The sequence below is a fragment of the Fibrobacter sp. UWT3 genome (genome assembly GCF_900230125.1).
Classification (GTDB): Bacteria; Fibrobacterota; Fibrobacteria; order Fibrobacterales; family Fibrobacteraceae; genus Fibrobacter.
Map to the genome: position 1 here is coordinate 498,150 of NZ_OCSS01000002.1, position 18,208 is coordinate 516,357.

Sequence of the window (18,208 nt, forward strand, 5' to 3'; positions counted from 1 at the left end):
ACTGGATCCTTCGACTTCGTGCTGTGCACTCCGCTCAGGATGACACTACTCAGCCTCGATAGGTACGAATGCGCCACCGTCCATACCGGCGGGCAGATCCCAGTCGTCGTCCTTCGGCATGGCGGCCTTCGGTTCTGCCGGCGCGCTGTTTACAACCGCATTGTTTGCAGGTGCTTCAACTGGAGTATTTTCAACCGGAGCCGGCGTTTCCACGGGTGCCTCGACCGGAGCGGCCGTTGCAGGCGCTGCCTGCGGTGCGCTTGCCTGTTCTGCGGTCGGCTGGGCAGCCTCTGCACTTGCGTTCTGCACGGCGCCCGCATCCGGACCCGCTTCTGCAGGGGCGCCTGCACCGTTATTCTCTGCGGGGGCGGGCATCGTACCCGGCATCGGCATGCTCGTCATAATCCCGGTGGTCGCGATGGCCTCGGCCGCCTTCTCCTGGATTTGCGGCGGTACGTATCCCGGTACCTCTATGTAGGGGAGCGGCCTGCCCTGCGATGCGTCGGCGATGTAGAATCCGGTGACGGGATCCACGCTAATCTGCCCGCGCTCGTTTGCCAGGTGCAGCGGGACTTCGCCTGCGGCGAGCATCGAGATGTCGAAGAAGTCAATCATGTTCGGCGTCCCGAGGATTTCGATTTCTTCTTTAGCGAAGGCGGCCCATTGCGGCAGGCCACCCGAGGCGCCCGCGATGCGGGTCTTGCCCGACTTGAGCGGCTTGTTGTTGTCAAAGCCCACGTAGCTGCCGATTGCCACTACGGTATCGAGCGCCACGGCCTCCTTCTCGGTAACGTACACCGGGAGTGCGCCCATGAACGCCACGTTCCTGTAGTCGTTCGTGGTACCTGTCTTGCCGAGGGCGGGGTAACGGAGCGAGGTTCCCTTGTCGGGGCTCGTTACCGTGAGGGCGCCCACCTGGCTACGTGCCGTACCGTTCGTAAACACGGAGCGCAGCATGGCGCCCATCTGCGATGTCACGAGCGAATCGAGAATCACCTTCGATTCCACGGAGTTCCTGAATATCGTCTGCCCGTCCTTCTTGATTTCCTTGATAAAGCACGGTTCGTTCCAGTCGCCGTCCTTGCACTTGTAAACCTTGCCCGTGAGTATGGACTGGTATGCCGTGCTGATTTCGGCAAGGGTAATCTCGTTCACGCCGAGCGGCATGCTGAACACCTTCTGCAACTTCTGGTTGATGCCGATTTCATGTGCGAAGCGTGCGTATTCCGCCATGGAAAGGGAGCGTCGGAAATCCGGCCAGTAGCGCAGGTGTTCCGCATCCAGGTAGTCCACCTCGGAATTCACGGGCTGCATCTTTACGGTAATGCGCTTCAGGTCGCCGAGGGTAAAGTTCCTGAACAGCTTTACGGAATCGAGCGGCGGGAGTGCTTCGGAGAGGTCCGGGTCGAGTTCCTGCACCTCGCGCTTGCGGAGTATCTCGGAGTAGTCCTTGAAGTTGTGCGCGATGAACGCCTTTATCTTGTCGTCTTTCTTCGCCTGCTTTATGGCCACGTCGTTGTAGGTGCCGTAGCGCAGGTCAAGCACGTCGATGGCGCGGTCGAATTTTTCTTCGGCCTCGTATTCCGCGGCGAGCGCGTACTGGGCGCGCGTGAACTCGATTTCGCGCTTCACGTCTTCTTTAAGCGTGAGCCCGAACTTGTCGCGCAGCCTCGCGAAGTATGCCTTGGTATCTTCGTCGCTCAGGCGGGCGTAGCCGTTTTCCTGCGCCACGGAATTGAACTCGTCCTGGTTCAGCTTGTCGAGCAGGTGGTCCAAAAGCCAGATGCTCGCGATGTTCTCGGAACGCGTTGCCGACCACGCGATGGTCACCAGGTCGCCCTTGTTCTTGTGGTCGGGGCGCGGGTAGTAGAACTGGTTCACGTACTGGAACACGTTGTAGTCGTTCTCGAGCATGCTCAGGTAGTTCCAGTTGTGCTTGAGCGCGAGCGCGTAGAGGATTGGCTTCCAGCTACTGCCGAGCTGGCGGAGCGCCTTGAAACTGCGGTCGAAGTCCGTGTTGTGGAAACCGCCCTGGCTTGCCACGACCTTGCCGTTCTTGATGGCGATAAGGCCGCCCTGCAGTACGGGCTCGGTCTCTATCTTGCAGGGCACGAACCCGTTCACCTTGGTCTCGTCGGTGACGCTCACCAAGAGGATTGCGCCCTTCTTGATCTGGTTGCCGAGTACTGCGGCCGGGTCCTTGCCGACCTGCTTGCCGAATTCCTTGAGGGATTCCGTACCCACCTCGCCCTTGAGCTGCCCAAAGTTCAGGCGCAGCGCCTTGAGGCCGCCCTTGTCGTCGTAGAGTACCGTGTCGATTGCGCCGTACAGGTAGTCGCCCTTGCGTGCGCTCACTGCTTTGTTCGCGTACTGCGCCTTGGGGAGCATGAACCCGCCCAGTTGCATCTGCAGGTTGCTGATGTTGGTCTGGAGTGCGCGCTTTGCGGCATCCTGGCTCTTCGCGTCGAGGGTAGAAACGATTTCGAGCTGCGCCTTGCGCCAGTCGCCGATATCCTTCTCCTCGAAGAGTTTCTGGTAAAAGTCGCTCGAGAGCTTTTCGTCGATGCGTTCGAGGGTGGTGGAGACGCTGAAGCGGAAGTTCCCGTGCTTGAAGCGCAGCGGCTGTGCCAGCGCCTCGTCCATCTGTTCCTGGTCGATGTACTTTTCTTCGACCATGCGGCCCAGCACGTAGCGCAGGCGGTCCTCGCCGCGCTTTATTGCCCTTTCGCGGCGTTCTTCGGTGCGCTGGATAAACGGGTCGTAGTTGAACGGGCCCTTCACGGAGCCCGCGATAAACGCGCATTCCGCGAGCGAGAGGTCCTTGAGTTCCTTGTCGAAGAAGTACTGCGCGGCAATGGCCACGCCCTTGCCCGTACCGGAAACGTGGAACTGGTTCAGGTAGAACTCGAGGATGTCTTCCTTGCTAAAATGCGTCTCGAGCCTGAGCGCGTTGATGAGTTCCTTCCACTTGGCCTTGATGCTCCTTTCTTCGCGGCCGAGCACGTTCTTTGCGGTTTGCTGCGTGAGGGTGGAGCCGCCCTGGCGCATGTGCCCGCTCTTGATGTTTGCGACCATCGCGCGTATGAACCCCTGCAGGCTGAACCCGTTGTGGTTCCAGTAGCCGGCGTCTTCGGCGGCGATAAGCGCGTTCACGATATCCTTGGGAATGTCGCCGTAGGGCACGTAAATGCGGTGGTTCGCGTCGAAGAATGCGCCCAGGAGCTCGTTGCCGTCGTTGTAGTACACGCGGGTCTCGCCCGAAAGCACCTGCAGTATGGAATCACGGTTGAACTGGTTGTCGGGGTCCCTCTCCGGGAGAATCCTGAACACGAAGATGTACGCCGGAATGCAGCAAATGAGCCCGACCAGCGCGAATGCAGCGGTAATCTTGAACAGCTTTCCTATCATGGAACCAGATTTCCTAGTTTTCCTTTTTCTTTTTGCCATAAAATCGCCAAAAAGACCCTGCGTGGTAGCGCAGCGCCCTTTATTATATAGGGAATTTAGCATTTTTTGTAAGGTACCCCTTGAAAAATGGCGAAAAATTAAGTAAAATTAGTGTCCCCAAGATGGGAAGATGGCCGAGTTGGCCGAAGGCGCGTCCCTGCTAAGGACGTATAGGACTTAATCCTATCGCGAGTTCGAATCTCGCTCTTCCCGCTGCAAAGGTCCCCCGGAGCAATCCGGGGGATTTTTGTTTTTTGAGGCTTTTTTCATTTTTTATGCTTGACTTTTTGGAAAATTTTATAGATTTCAAGCATAATCGGTTTAAAGACAATCTGTTCCAAGGAGTTTTTATGAAGACTAGCAGTTTCCTTACGGGCCTTGCTCTCGGTGTCGCGGCGGCTTTTGCCCTCAACAAGAAGTTCCCCGGCAAGTTCTGCTCTTGCAGTTGCGGCGACGATTCCGACAACCCCGCCGTGAAGGATGCCGAGGAGACCGCCGAAAAGCTCCGCAGTTCCACCGATAGCCTGCTTGCGCAGCTCAGCAAGAGCAACGAGCAGAAGCACGAGTCCGAGGCGAAGGTGAAGGACCTCGAGGACAAGCTCTCGGACAAGGAAACCGAGATCGAGAACCTGAAGAACATCATCGACGCGAACAACGCCCAGACCAAGAAACTCGAGGAGGAACTCGAGCAGGTCAAGGCCGGCAAGTAGCTAGCCTTTTACCAGGGCCTTCACGACCTCGATATCGGCAGGCAGCCAGTCGACGCTGTGCAGTTCCGCGCGGTTGAGCCAGCGGGCCGCCTCGTGTTCCAGCAGTTCTGGCGTTTTTCCGCCCGCGATTGCACAGTAAAAGCAGTGCATGGTCAGGTGGAAGGCCGGGTAGTCGTAGTCGACTGTACATATAAACTCGCCAACGCTCACGTCGATGGCGAGTTCTTCTTTTAGTTCGCGAATCAGGGCCTGCTGCGGGGTTTCGCCGGGTTCCACCTTGCCGCCCGGGAATTCCCAGCCGTCCTTGTAGTCGCCGTACCCGCGTTGCGTGGCAAAAAACCGAACGCCTGGCGTGCGAGGCGCAGCCGGATTCCCGAAAGGATCCGCACAAATGATGCCTGCCACGACTTCTATGCGTTTCATGGGCGTAAAAATAGAAAAATCGCAAGAAAAAACAATTTTTTTGCTTAAACCTATTGACTTTCGGCAATAAATTTTATAAAATTTAATTGTATACAATCAAATACGACCAAACAAAATGAAATGAAATGCGGTGCGACCAAGCGCCGACACCTAAAAAACGGAGGCTCATCATGGCAACCATCTACGATTTTACCCTCACCGACGGCAAGGGCAACAAGGTCCCGCTCGCAAACTTCAAGGGCAAGGTGATGCTCATCGTGAACACCGCGACCGGCTGCGGCTTCACCCCGCATTACAAGCCTATCGAACAGATGTATTCCGACTTCCACGACAAGGGCTTCGAAGTCATCGACATTCCCTGCAACCAGTTCAAGGGCCAGACCCCCGGCACCGACGACGAAATCCACGAATTCTGCACGCTCAACTACGGCACCGAATTCCCGCAAATGAAAAAGTCCGACGTGAACGGCCCCGACGAACTGCCGCTCTACACCTACCTGAAATCGCAGAAAGGTTTCGAAGGCTTCGGCTTTGGCGCGAAGGCCGCTGCCATGGCGCTCTTGCTCAAGACCATCGACAAGGACTACAAGAAAAACCCTGACATCAAGTGGAACTTCACCAAGTTCGTCGTGGACCGCGAAGGCAACGTGGTCGCGCGCTTCGAACCCACCGCCGACATGGACGATGTGCGCGCCTGCGTAGAGAAGTTGCTCTAGGAGATGCCGTGAACTGCCCCCAGTTAAAACTCGAAAACCAGCTGTGCTTTCCGCTGTATGCCGCGTCCAAGGAGATCACGCGCCGCTACGCCCCGTACCTGGAACCGCTCGACCTCACGTACACGCAGTATATAGTGATGCTCGTGCTGTGGGAAGAAAAGAAGTGCAACGTCTCGGAACTCGGCAAAAAACTGTTTCTCGATTCCGGCACGCTCACCCCGCTTTTGAAAAAGCTCGAGGCCAAGGGCTACATCCAGCGCACCCGCGAACAGAGCGACGAGCGCTGCCTTTCCGTAAGCCTCACCGCCGAAGGCGAATCGCTCAAGCGCAAGGCCGCAAGCGTCCCCAAGTCCATGGCCGGCTGTGTGAACCTCTCCGATGCCGAAGCCAAGACGCTTTACACCCTGCTGTATAAAGTGCTGGAAGGGTTTGGGGGGTAATCATAATCAAAACTCAAGCTTGTCTAGAACAATCTGTTCTGAATCTTGCTGCAAGAACATGACCATGTAGGTGGGCAGATATGTCACCTTCCCTTTTTGGGAGACGTTGCAGCTTGCAAAGACGAAGCCTTCCTGCATTTGGTATTCGGAATTCGCAAGACAGTTGTTCATGGCGGAATGAATTGTGTAATCCTTGCCGCTCTTCACTTCGATAGGCAATGCGCGGTTGTTGTATTCGATTACAAAATCAAGCTCGCCCAGGCGGTTTGAATTGTAGTAGTAAAGCCGGAATCCTTTTGAATAGAGTTCCTGCGCAATGGCGTTCTCGTAGATTCCGCCCGCATTCAGGTTCTGATTTTTTGTCAGCAGCATGGACTTCGTATTCATTCCGTATTCCGAAGTGAGCATGCCGACATCCGCAAAATAAAGCTTAAACAAACTGCTTTTTTCGTTCAACTTTAATGGAATTCTCGGCTCGGTGCTGTTGAAAACAGAAAGTGCGACGCCAGCGTTTTTTAACCAGAGAAACGTGCTTTGTACACGTTCAAAATGAAGCCCTTTTTTCAGGTCCGTCACAATGTACCGGCGGTTCTGTTTCAGAAGTTCCGCAGGAATCAGTTCGTAAGCGTTTGTCAATAACAGGCGCTTGTCTTCTGTTTCGTATTGGGTAAAGTCGAGCTTGTACTGACTCAGGATGTCGCGATGGATCCGCATGACATCGTTCAGGTTGCTGTTGTCCGCAAAGTTGCTCACGGCCTCCGGCATGCCGCCCACGATAAGGTAGCGCGTGAACAGGTCCAGCATTTTCTGGTTTACCGCGTCCATGACAGGCGTCCGGTTTTCGAAGGACGAGCGCAAACTAGAAATGATGTTGTCATCGATGTTCGTGATTTGCAGGAATTCTTCGAAATCCAGCGGGAACATTTCCACTGTAGTCATGTAGCCCACAGGCGCAGAATCGAGATTTGTCAGCTCCACTCCAAGGAGCGACCCGCTCAAGACATACCGGAAACTCCCTTCTTCTACAAGGAACTTGATTTTGGTAATCATCTCCTTGTATTTCTGGACTTCGTCAATGAAGATGATGGTCTTGCCTTTTTCCAGTTTCTGCGTGCTAAGAGCCGAAAAACCCAGGACAAGATCGTCAACGGTTTGCGCTGCGGCAAGAACATCTATCGCGGCAGGGGTCTCTATGAGGTTCATCTCAAAGAAATCCGCGTGTTCTGCTGTCAGTACGCGCCTGATGGCGTGGGTTTTCCCCACCTGGCGGGCACCTTTTACGAGCAAGGCCTTCTTTTGGCTATTTTTGAGCCATTCCCGAATGAGTTTTTCGCTCTTGCGCTTCAAGTCCATCAAAAACCTCGTTTTTGGCCTGTTTTTTACCATTTTGTCAAAAATACAATAAAAATATATAACTTTTTGTCAAAAATACAAGTGTTTTTTAACAGATTTTGTCAAAATGGAACGTGGTGCAAACAACACGCAAAAAATGCGCGTTGTTTAGTTGTCGCAAATTTTGCGACAACTGGTTGATTTTTCGTGGGATTTTCCGAGTAAAACTCGGAAATGGGATGCTCTTGCGGTGCTGTTGGCGGGGGTTTTCCTCGCACGGACACTGTCAAGAGATTTCTTGAAAATTAATTGTGGCGAATTCACCGTAATTAAAAAGTCATTTTCTGTCACGCGCATTATCTATCTTTTGGGGCGGAGGCACTATGGAAAACGACACGTTCGGCGGCGCGATACTCGCATGGGTCAAGAGCGCAAAGGCGTTCCTGAAAGTCCAGGCGGGCACCGGCGACAACCTGCTCGAAGAAGACATCCGGGAAGGGTTCACCGACTATTGCCTATGGTCCACGTTCTGGCCGGAAAGCATCGACACCGACGGCGAGCTCGACATGGAATGCCTGGATAGCGGCATGGTCCTGTTCAGGGAAAACTGCACCCCCGGAGAGGCGCTGGAATCGAGCTACCGGCAAGCCTTCGGCACCGCCTTCGACAACGACGACTGCATCGTCATCCTGAGCGAAACGTAGTGGAGTCGAAGGATCCAGTTGGGGGAAGAGTCCCCCTGCCTGCAGCCGCTTTGTCCGCGGGTTCCGCAGACTGTCATCCCCGCGACTTTGTCTCGTCATCCCCGCGCAGGCGGGGATCTCCTTTCCAATCCGCGTCCAAACCGTCTTCCGGACACCCCCTCGCCTAGGAGCTCCGCCCCTAAAACCCGGGAAATGCGTCGTCACAAGGCTCTTTTGTGGACGGAGCAACCTATTTTGCACATATTTATGTAATTTTAAAGAAAATAGAGTTTAGCTCTTGTTCCTCAAATGAAATAGGGAAATTTCACTTACACGAGGACAAGGCGAGGCTCACGCAGCCATGCCGTTTTTACGGCGTGGTTCGATGTGCTATACCTACAGCAATGTAGGTCTGTGGTGCATTGCCCTTTATGTCGCCTATGGCGGTGCTTTTCTCGTTTTGAGAAAAGATTTTGGGGCGTGGGTTGCTCGCGTTTATCGTGTAAAGGCATTCCCTAGCCTCATTTGAGTAAACGCAGCGACCTGCGTCCTTTTCTATTTGCAGAAATAGCGTAATCAACTGCCTGTGCAAGAGCGACTGATGAGGTCCGATTGAGTGCGCACAATTCATATTTGTTGAAAAGCCCCTGCAATTCTATGTGGGCGTGTTTCTCCTTTTTGGAAAAAAGGGGGATAGTGGACCATGCAGGAGTTTAATAAGAGGGTAGCATAAGCTACTATATTCATTGCGCAACCCCCAAAAGGTAAAACAATGGCAAAAATCAACTATAGCTCCGAGACAAGGGAACAGGTCATCAAGCTGGTCCTGAAAGGCGAAAAGTCAGCAAACCAAATAGCCAAGGAACTCGGAATCGGGCCCAATACAGTCGGTCGGTGGGTAAACGAGTACCGCAAGGAACACAACCTGCCGAGCTACCGCGAGGAACGGCGAATCCGCAAGGTGTCCGTCGAGGAACTCGCCGCCAAGAACAGGGAACTGGAAAAACTCCTGAAGAAGCGTGAAAAGGAGCTTGCGGACGAGAAGGAGACGGTAGAGATCCTAAAAAAATCCCTGCACATCTTTATGCGACCACACGACTGAAATGCGAGGCGATACACGTGAACCGCAAGAAATACTCAGTCAGGAAGATGTGCAGAGCCCTAGGAATACCGCAGTGTTCCTACTACCAGTGGTCGCGCCAGCAGGAAAAACGTGCCGAGAAGAAGGCCCGCGAAGAACGGCTTGTCCAGAAGGTCCGCGACACCTTCGAAGAAAACCACCGCGTGTACGGTTGCCCGAAGATGCTGGCGGCACTCCAAGACAAGGGTGTCGAGGTAAAGGTGTGGAAACTGCGCCGCATCATGCGCGAGAACGGGCTCTATCCGGTCACGCTCAAGAAATGGAAACCCTACCGCAAGGGCAAATGTGACTCCATGTACAGCGAGAACCTGGTGCAGCGGAAGTTCGATCCCGACAGTCTGAACGCCGTCTGGGCCGGCGACATCACCTACGTCAAGACTACGCTTGGCTGGGTGTACCTTGCCGTGGTACTTGACCTATGCAACAAGGAGGCGGTGGGTTATGCCGTGAGCAAGAACATCGACACGGAACTTGTCAAGCGCGCGTTGTCCAATGCCATCATGCAACGCGGCCATCACGACGGACTAATCTTCCATTCCGACCGTGGCGTGCAGTACAGCAGCATGGGCTACCGCACGATGCTCTCGGAGAATGGGATAACGCCCTCGATGAGCGCCCCGGGCTGCCCCTACGACAACGCCTGCATGGAAAGCTTCTTCGCAAGCTTCAAGAAGGAGATGGCCTACAGGCGAGACTTCAAGGACATCGAAGACGTGCGGGAGGCCGTTTTCAGGTACATCGAGCTGTTCTACAACCGGAAACGGCTCCATAGTTCGCTCGGTTACATGACACCGGTGGAATATAGGCTGTCAAAACAGGCTGCCTAGACCACAAGGGTATACCACTTAACAAGAAAAAAGGATATATTTTAACTTAACCGGTAATGAATATGGTTGTTCATGAACCCACTATTAAAAAAACTACAAATCCATAGTATGAAATATCGCATTCCCATAGAGATTAAATCCCTTTTCTTCAATATCAAGAATGATAATGAAAGGGGGCATACAGCAACAGTTTCTTCGATACTGAAACAAAATGGCTCTGTTCATGAAGAAGTCGCTCAAATAGAGACGATCCCCGAAAACATCCGTGCTTCATCTAGAGTTGGTGTCATAAATCATCTTACCAAAAATTCAAGGGCCGAAGCAAATATCAATAAGATTTGCTGCTTTGACAAAATCTCTGTAAATGGATTACCTGTAAAAACTGATTTTTCATTCTGCATTTATGTTAGGGAAGAAACTGCGATTACAAATGTTCATTGCGGAAGAAAAAAGATTCATTATCCTCCATCGCTAGCGTATTCTGATGAAAACGTAAATATTGATAATCGAATGGTCTTGCGGTCCATATCGACTATGCTAGGCAATTATGCTTTTGTTGTAGAAGCCTTTGAATATGATTGCGACTCAGGCAACCTCAATTTTGACGCAATAATTGTTGGACCTAGAGAAATTCCGTATTCAAAAGTCTTTGTCAATAGAAAGGGAGTTGGATCGAAATTTACATCAGCATTTAATGAAGATTACGATGATTACGACACGGAAATCATTGCTTTGCGTCAAAAACTGGGATATAACAATGTTAGCCCAGAAAACTTTAGGGAAATAATGGATGACCAGAAATGCGAAGCCTATAAGGATATTGTCGAATACTTGAAAAAACAGGGAATAACCGCATGTAGAAATTTAAATCAGGAATATCCCTATTCGATTTACGATTTCGAATACAAAGTAAACGATGTCAAGTATTTTGGAATTATTAGGCATTCTTCGACATTATTGAAGAAATTTGTTTTGTCGTCTCAGCAGCTTCAGTTTATGAATCATTTTAGTAATGTTGCAGCGATTTTTCTAGAAACGGATTCTTTGGGACGTAAAGAAATTCATGTGTATAAGAATGCTCAAGTAATCGACATGCGAAAGCAGATTCGATCGTTGTCTCTTGATGCATCTGAGGTTTGCGTATGAGTAAACAAATAAAGCGTCCTATTCCTGCCAAAGCGTTAATTACAGGCATTCGAGCAATCGGTTATAGTTTCTCAACTGCCGTTGCGGACATCATTGACAATAGCATAACTGCAGATGCTAAAAAGATTTTTGTTGAAAGTGATCCTCTTGCAGACGAACCTTATTTTTGCATTTTGGATGATGGCAAAGGTATGGATGACGATGGTCTGGACAATGCTTTGTTGCTTGGTTCCGACCGCACGGATAAACGAGATTCAGAAAAAGAATTAGGACGTTTCGGCCTTGGATTGAAATCGGCCTCTTTATCTCAATGTAGAAGAGTGACTGTTGCGACAAAACAGAGAAAAACGCAACGAATTATTGCAATGTGTTTGGACTTAGATGTCATTGAACGAGATGACGAGTATAAACTGGCTATTTTAAATTCAGATGAAATAAATTCTTTGCCCTGCATAAAACAATTAGAAGCATTTAAATCGGGAACATTAGTTATCTGGAATGGTTTTGATCGAATTGAGAAAAAAGGGTTTGAAAAAAACTTTCGACAGCTTGTTGCTGATGCAAAGAAACATATTGAATTGGTTTTCCATAGATTCTACAATGCTTTGGAAATATATTTCGATGGCTTACGAATAGAAAGGAGGGATCCTTTTCTCCTTTCTGCACATGGTCGACAACCTGGCAAAACAAATGTAGTTTCGTACAATGGGAAAAAAATAGAGATTGTCGCTCACACATTGCCTTATGCAAATTCACTGACATCAGAAGAACGTAAACTATTGGGAAATCCTAAAAGCATCTATGATGACCAAGGGTTCTACATATATCGAAATAAACGTTTGATATCTTGGGGCGGATGGATGCGAATGAACCCCAAGAGTGAATTAAATAAACTTGCTAGGGTGCAAATAGATTTTCCCTCCACATTAGATTCTGTGTGGACGCTTGATGTGAAAAAATCGTCGGCGAAAATACCAGATAGCCTTAAGGATGTAATCTTCTCCTCTATTGCTGAAGCGACTATAAAAAGTAAAAAAGCTACGACATTTCCTGGTGTAAAAGAACGAAGAGGTGACGTGCCACTATGGGAAAGAATTGAAGCGAGAGATGGAATCGTTCGTTATCAAATAAATAGAAATAATCCGGCAATTATCCAATTGCAAGAAAACCTTGGAAAAAATGAAAGTAATCTGTTAGATATTGTTTTGTCTCAATTGGAATCGTTTATTCCGAAAATGAGAATTTACAACGATTTAGCAGATAGCAAGGATATTCAGAATAACCCAAGCGATATTGAACTGGAAACAGTTGTTGATCAAGTAAAATTGATTCTCTCTTTGGCGAATGAATCTGCGATTGGAGAACTTTTTGAAAATCTCTTTTTAGCAGAACAATATCAGAAATTTTATGATCAAAAAGAAATGATAAAAAAGAAGGTGTTTCAATGAAAAAGTTTGTTGAGTCGGTCATGCCTATCGTAAAAAAAGTTGTAGATATGCTTTGCATATCTCTAGGAAACGCAAAAAAACAGCATAGCGAATTAGTTGAATTTGCGCAGCAGATGCTTAAAATAACACATGCGTCTGATTGGGAGCGCTTTAAGCCTGAAGAACGAAAAGAGATTGTTGACGCAATTGTAAGTGAGTATGAAATATTCATTGGAATAAAGGTTTATGATCCTGATATTGTTGAAAAAAGAAAAGAATCTGAATACTGGCTTTATAAAGCCAAAAGCAATCCTGAACAGAGGCATGACCATTTTGATCATTACAAACAATATTTGATGAATGAAGGTTTCTCTTTAAAAATTGTTCAAAACATAGAATCTACATGTGAAAAAATTCTCGCTCGTAGTGCGAATCCTAAAACAACTGCGAATTTGGATCAGAAAAAAGGACTTGTAATAGGAGATGTCCAATCGGGAAAAACTGCTAATTATCTTGGTCTTATCAATATGGCCTATGACTATGGCTATAAAATTGTTGTATTGCTGGCGGGAACAACAAATTCTCTAAGGGTACAAACACAGAAAAGAACCGATTATGGGGCAATTGGCGCGGTGAGCAATAGTATTGGCGGTGCAAAAACGGAATATGTTGGTGTCGGGGAAATTTCAAACCAATATTATGTCATCCCTTTGACTGACCAAACACATGATTTTGGAAAAATAATTCAAGAAACGAGTCATAGTGGTATAAACGATTTAAAGAAGCCTGTCATTCTAGTTGTAAAAAAGAATAAGGGAATTTTAGATGCTGTTGGGAAAAAGTTGCAGAGTACCCTTGACGAAATGGCAAAAAGAGTGAATGGTAGTTTTGATTCCAATAGTATCCTGATTATTGATGATGAAGCTGATAATGCGTCCATTAATACAAGAAAAGATCCGAATCGCCCGACGGTAATCAATAGATGTATTCGTGAAATTTTCAATAATTTTCCTATTGCAACCTATGTAGGTTTTACTGCAACGCCTTTTGCAAACATTTTCATTAATCCAAATGACGACTCTTTGGAAAAGAAAGATTTATTCCCGTCTGATTTTATTGTTCAGTTGCATACTCCGAGTAATTACTTTGGAGGAAGAAAGATCTTCCCCAAGAACGATGACGATATTCCGAGTTGTATTCGATTGATTGATGAAACGGAGGAAAATTTCTTCCCTGTTATACATAGTAGGGATGCGAGATTCGATGTGATGGCGGAATCGTTGAAACATGCCATACACTGCTTTTTGATTAATAATGTTATTCGAACCATTCGAGGCCAAAAAACAAAACATCGTTCGATGATGATAAATATTACGCGATATAACGATGTCCAACAAAGAATTCTCTGGAAGGTGCAGGATTATATCGAAGAGATAACAAATGCTATAGAACAATCTGCTTGTAAAACGGAAAAAGAGTTTACCGCAAATGAAGAGTTACGCAAGATACATGATTTGTTTTTAAAGGATGAATTTTACAGAACAATTCGAAATGGTTCTGCTGACTACGAAAAGGTGACTTGGAAAAAAATACAAAGTGGGTTACTGAATGAAATAAAGCAGATGCAAATTGTTGTAATAAACTCTCGTAATGGCAATGCAAATAAGTTTGATAAAAATGGGCAATCAAAAAGATTTGATTATGACGATTACAAAAATGACGGTGCAAGAGTTATTGCAATTGGCGGTCTTGTTCTTTCGCGTGGATTAACTCTTGAAGGCTTAATGGTCAGTTATTATAGTCGAAATGCTGCGGCTTACGACACCTTGCTCCAAATGTGTCGCTGGTTTGGCTATCGCCCTAAATATGAAGATTTGTGTCGAATCTATATGACGCAAACAAATATGGCAAATTTTAGCGCTGTGTTAGATGCGGTCGAAGATTTAAAAGAACAATTTAAAGAGATGGAACGGCAGGGAAAGAAGCCAGAAGATTTTGGATTGATGGTTAGAGAAAGTCCAGATACTCTAGAAACGACTTTGCTAATAACCAGTCGTAACAAAATGAGAAATTCCGAAGATGTCATTGTGCAATTGAATTATGGCGGTGTTGCCGCAGATACTTCAAAATTGGATTTGCGAAGTGAGATAAATGAGATTAACAAAAAGGCGGTTGTTGATTTTTTAAGCAAGATAGAAATAAACGAAAAGATTGATGAAAAAATAGGGAAAAAGAATGTTGAAAAAAATTATGTTGCCGAATTTATAAGCAAGTTGAAAATTCCGTATGTTAACAAGAAGTTTGATGTAGATGGATTGTCTAGATATATCGCCGAATCGAAGGTTTTCGCAGAATGGGATGTCGTTGTTGCAAATGGTGACTCTAATGCGGAATTTGAATTTGAAAATTTAAGAACTCCAGCAGTTTGCCGTCAATTCCATTTTGATAACCAGAATTTCAGAATTGGCAGAAACAACAACAGAGTGATGGAGCCTAGTATTTTCAAATTCGGATTGACGCCAGAACAGCTACAGGTGATAGAAAAGAAACATCAGGAAGAAAAAGGCGATACGGAACTTATTGTAAAAGAGCTCCTTTGTGAAGAAAGAGAACGCCCATTATTGGTCATTTATCCGATAGATTTAAAAACAAATTATGATAAAGATAAAAATAATGAAGGAATAGAAAAACAAATTGATCCTCAAAAGGAAGAAAAAAAAGCTGCTTTGAACGGAAACCTACTTTTTGCGTTTGCAGTCGGATTTCCGAAGAAAGAAAGTTCTGAAAGATTGGTTTATAGGGCAAATATGCAAAAGATTAAGGAATTGACGGATGACATCGAAATAGATGATGATGATGAAGGAGAGGATGACAATGATTAGCACGCTTCAATTACTTGCTGAATTAAAAGAACAAAAAAATGGAGAACAAAAGAAATTTAATGTAAATTCTCCGCTTGCAGTCTATTTTGGGTATAACAATAGCGGTCAGTTAAGATTGTCATTCCTTTCGACAACAAAACCGCCAAAGTTGGAGCCAACTAAATATATAAACATAGTGCAAGGACCTGATAAAACAGGATCTTTTTGGCTATGTTTTGATGTGCTATTGCCAGATCAAGAAAACGTGTTTGCGGCTTTTTGCGAGAATATTGTGAGTTCTATTTCATATACAGTAACGGAAGAACAGGCTTATTTAGCTATTCGCAGACAATATGCAAAATGGAAAGCCTTGTTTAGAAATTCTTCTGGAGTAATATTTTCAAAGGAATATATTCAAGGTTTTTTCGGTGAACTATTCTTCTTATCTCGATTTATGATTGGAAAATATGGTGTTGAAAGGGCTATAAAGTCATGGTCGGGAGTTGATGGCACAAGCAAAGATTTTTCAATAGATGCAAATTGGTATGAATTAAAGACTATCGGCGCAAAATCACCAGTTGTTCAGATTTCATCAATTTCACAGCTTGATTCAGATAATGAAGGATTTTTGGTGATAAATAAAGTAGAAACTATGTCTGATGAATATGATGGTGCTGATTGCTGTATAAAATCACTTTTTAACTCTATTTCAGATCAGATTAAAGACGAAGAATTGGAAACGATTTTTGGAGAGAAAATGGCATCTACTAACATTTTCTCTAATGACAAGGCTGTGAATATGAAATTTGCAGTACAATCGACGACATTCTATAAGGTGGATGATGACTTTCCTAGGTTAACTAGAAAGAATGTTGGATTCTCGGAAATAAATGATGTTCAGTATTCTTTATCTGTCGAATCGTTAAAGAAATATGAGGTGAATTTAAATGATTAGTCTAGAAGACTTTAGGGCAGAATTTATCAATGATATCAGTGCGAGTGCCGCTAGTGACCCGCAGCACCCATATCCTCTTGATGTCTTTATCGAGGAGTCAATTGAAGTCTTAAGAGATGCTTATTCGTTAATTACTGAAATGGAACCGCATTTTTGGGATTTTTCAGAAGGTACGAAAAAATATAAGAACATGCATATAAATGCAGGTTTTCTTGACATCCCATCGAATACGTTAAATTTGATGTTTGCCGACTATAATCCGGGCGATATTGAAAGTATTACGAATGAGTTTTTAAATAATAAGTCGAAATTGCTTATAAATTTCTTCGAAAATAGTCTGAAGGATTTCTTTTTTGATGCGGAAAAATCTAATGAAACCGTTCAATTCGCCAACGATATTCACAATCAAGCGGATTCAATAAGCAGACTACATTTATTCATTGTAAGCACCAATAAGCTGAGTAAAGCCGTAAAGAAATTAAAGCTTTCTGACTACACATTTAATAATAGAACTTACACTATTGATTTAGATGTCCTTGATATAGAAGGAATTTATAAATCGAAACTAGCGAGTTTCAAGAAAGATGAACTCGTTATTAATTGTGAAGACTATGGCTGCAAGGGTATTCCATGCATAAAGGCGGATGTGGAAACTGATTTATACGATTCCTATTTGGCGATTGTCCCGGGAAAATTCCTCTCCGAAATATACAAAGCTCATAGTTCTGAATTATTGGAATCAAATGTTCGTTCTTTTTTGAAATTGAATGGTGGTGTAAATAAAGGCATTCGTAGCACTATTTTAAATGATAAGTCGAAATTTTTTACTTACAATAATGGAATTTCGACAACGGCCAAGGAAATTTCGCTACAAACCAAGAATGAAACGCAATATATAACGTCATTTAAGGATTTGCAAATTATCAATGGCGGCCAAACTACAGCGACGTTAGCGGCAACAAGTATAAAAGATAATGCAGACTTGTCGGGAATATTTGTCCAAATGAAACTGACCGTTATTCAAAATGCGGATCCCGATTTAATTCGGAACATCGCGACATATGCAAACAGCCAGAATAAGGTTAAAACGGCTGACTTAAATTCTAGTCATCCCTTCTATATCAAGATAGAGGATTTCTCAAGAAAAATTTATGCACCCAAAGCTGTTGGGCAACTTGTTCAGCAATTATGGTTCTTTGAACGTGCTCGCGGACAATATGATCAACCGATGATGCAAATGACAACAAAAAAACAACGAGATGAATACAAAGCAAAGAATCCAAAAGAAAAAAGGTTTACTCTTACAGATCTCGCTAAATATTGCAATGCCGCAGATGCACTGCCTCATTATGTTTCTTGGGGCGGCGAAGTTAACGCAGCACATTTCCATAATAGAATGCTGAAACAGTGGGAAAAGGATTCCGCATATTTTAATGAATACTATTACAAGACGCTTATAGGTAAGAAAATCCTATTCGCCTTTATTGAAAAGGTTATTTCAAATCAGCAATGGTATCAAGAAAGAAAAGCGTACCGTCCACAATTGGTGGCCTATACATTTTCAAAGCTTGTGGAATGTGCTAATGATTTGAATCTGCGGATTGATTATGGCGATATATGGGCAAAACAGGATGTTCCTCCTCAATTTGAAAAAGATGTTGCCTTGATTGGAAAGATTGTTTTCAAATGCATTTATGCGACACAAGGCAATATTGGCACCTATTGCAAACAAGAGGCCTGCTGGAAAATTGTAAAGTCAAAAGATTATACAATTTCAGATAGTCTCAAGAAAATTCTCGTAACTCCACAAGATATAAAAGTCAGCGAAACATCAAGTAAAAAGGAACAGAGATTTGCTGATTCTGTTCGAAGCGAAGTGGACATTTTCAACAAAGGGCCTAAATATTGGGCGTCGTTGCTGGAACGTGGATTACAACAACGTGTTGTTAGTGCACAGGATAAAAAAAATCTTGAAATCGTTGTCAAGTACTGCAAAATGGAGTATGCCGAACTTTCAAAGTTCCAATTGAAATATGCACTTGAAACGATAAAGAAACTAAAAGATAATGGGATTGAATAGAAACTTTACGAAGGGACTTG

At 45.7% G+C, this 18,208-nt stretch carries 14 protein-coding genes and 1 tRNA gene; 12 read left to right on the top strand and 3 right to left on the bottom strand.

The annotated features are described in order from the left end of the window. Positions 1 to 45: 45 nt before the first annotated feature. A complete protein-coding gene (locus CRO08_RS09820; protein WP_176495116.1) occupies positions 46 to 3,408 on the bottom strand; it encodes a transglycosylase domain-containing protein in 3,363 nt (1,120 codons plus the stop codon). A gap of 163 nt (positions 3,409 to 3,571) precedes the next feature. Between CRO08_RS09820 and CRO08_RS09825 the strand changes: the two genes are divergently transcribed. Further along, positions 3,572 to 3,660 (top strand) — tRNA-Ser (locus CRO08_RS09825). A 137-nt stretch (positions 3,661 to 3,797) separates the two neighbouring features. Further along, on the top strand, positions 3,798 to 4,157 hold the full coding sequence (locus CRO08_RS09830; protein WP_072807625.1) for a hypothetical protein: 360 nt from the start codon (positions 3,798 to 3,800) through the stop codon (positions 4,155 to 4,157). On the opposite strand, the gene CRO08_RS09835 is transcribed toward CRO08_RS09830, so the two are convergent. Further along, positions 4,158 to 4,580, bottom strand: a complete 423-nt coding sequence (locus CRO08_RS09835; RefSeq protein WP_097036049.1) for a (deoxy)nucleoside triphosphate pyrophosphohydrolase — start codon at positions 4,578 to 4,580, stop codon at positions 4,158 to 4,160. A gap of 170 nt (positions 4,581 to 4,750) precedes the next feature. Here CRO08_RS09835 and CRO08_RS09840 point away from each other — a divergent pair, with 170 nt between their 5' ends. Together CRO08_RS09840 and CRO08_RS09845 are read left to right on the top strand one after the other, a co-directional pair. After that, positions 4,751 to 5,296: a glutathione peroxidase gene (locus tag CRO08_RS09840; RefSeq protein WP_097036050.1), complete on the top strand. Its 546-nt coding sequence runs from the start codon at positions 4,751 to 4,753 to the stop codon at positions 5,294 to 5,296. 8 nt (positions 5,297 to 5,304) lie between these two features. Continuing rightward, on the top strand, positions 5,305 to 5,736 hold the full coding sequence (locus tag CRO08_RS09845; protein ID WP_097036051.1) for a MarR family winged helix-turn-helix transcriptional regulator: 432 nt from the start codon (positions 5,305 to 5,307) through the stop codon (positions 5,734 to 5,736). A 6-nt stretch (positions 5,737 to 5,742) separates the two neighbouring features. Here CRO08_RS09845 and CRO08_RS09850 read toward each other — a convergent pair whose 3' ends face one another. Continuing rightward, positions 5,743 to 7,089, bottom strand: coding sequence for an ATP-binding protein (locus CRO08_RS09850; protein WP_097036052.1), 1,347 nt, complete (start codon positions 7,087 to 7,089; stop codon positions 5,743 to 5,745). A gap of 362 nt (positions 7,090 to 7,451) precedes the next feature. On the opposite strand from CRO08_RS09850, the gene CRO08_RS09855 reads away from it, so the two are divergent. The 8 genes from CRO08_RS09855 to CRO08_RS09890 all read left to right on the top strand — a co-directional run bounded on the left by CRO08_RS09855 (position 7,452) and on the right by CRO08_RS09890 (position 18,188). Then, a complete protein-coding gene (locus CRO08_RS09855; RefSeq protein ID WP_097036053.1) occupies positions 7,452 to 7,772 on the top strand; it encodes a hypothetical protein in 321 nt (106 codons plus the stop codon). Between the two features lie 751 nt (positions 7,773 to 8,523). Then, the gene (locus tag CRO08_RS09860; protein ID WP_097034692.1) at positions 8,524 to 8,853 is read left to right on the top strand and encodes a transposase; all 330 of its coding nucleotides are present in this window, start codon (positions 8,524 to 8,526) and stop codon (positions 8,851 to 8,853) included. Between the two features lie 17 nt (positions 8,854 to 8,870). Then, a complete protein-coding gene (locus CRO08_RS09865; protein ID WP_176495117.1) occupies positions 8,871 to 9,719 on the top strand; it encodes an IS3 family transposase in 849 nt (282 codons plus the stop codon). A gap of 72 nt (positions 9,720 to 9,791) precedes the next feature. Then, entirely contained in the window at positions 9,792 to 10,865 is a 1,074-nt protein-coding gene (locus CRO08_RS09870; protein ID WP_097036055.1) for a hypothetical protein, read from the top strand. Beyond that, the gene (locus CRO08_RS09875) at positions 10,862 to 12,313 is read left to right on the top strand and encodes an ATP-binding protein (protein WP_097036056.1); all 1,452 of its coding nucleotides are present in this window, start codon (positions 10,862 to 10,864) and stop codon (positions 12,311 to 12,313) included. The genes CRO08_RS09870 and CRO08_RS09875 overlap by 4 nt, the downstream gene beginning before the upstream one ends. Further along, a complete protein-coding gene (locus CRO08_RS09880) occupies positions 12,310 to 15,174 on the top strand; it encodes a Z1 domain-containing protein (protein ID WP_097036057.1) in 2,865 nt (954 codons plus the stop codon). Before CRO08_RS09875 ends, CRO08_RS09880 begins: the two co-directional genes overlap by 4 nt. Next, positions 15,167 to 16,108, top strand: a complete 942-nt coding sequence (locus CRO08_RS09885) for a PD-(D/E)XK motif protein (protein ID WP_176495118.1) — start codon at positions 15,167 to 15,169, stop codon at positions 16,106 to 16,108. The genes CRO08_RS09880 and CRO08_RS09885 overlap by 8 nt, the downstream gene beginning before the upstream one ends. Further along, positions 16,101 to 18,188, top strand: a complete 2,088-nt coding sequence (locus tag CRO08_RS09890; protein WP_097036059.1) for an AIPR family protein — start codon at positions 16,101 to 16,103, stop codon at positions 18,186 to 18,188. Before CRO08_RS09885 ends, CRO08_RS09890 begins: the two co-directional genes overlap by 8 nt. Positions 18,189 to 18,208 lie beyond the last annotated feature (20 nt).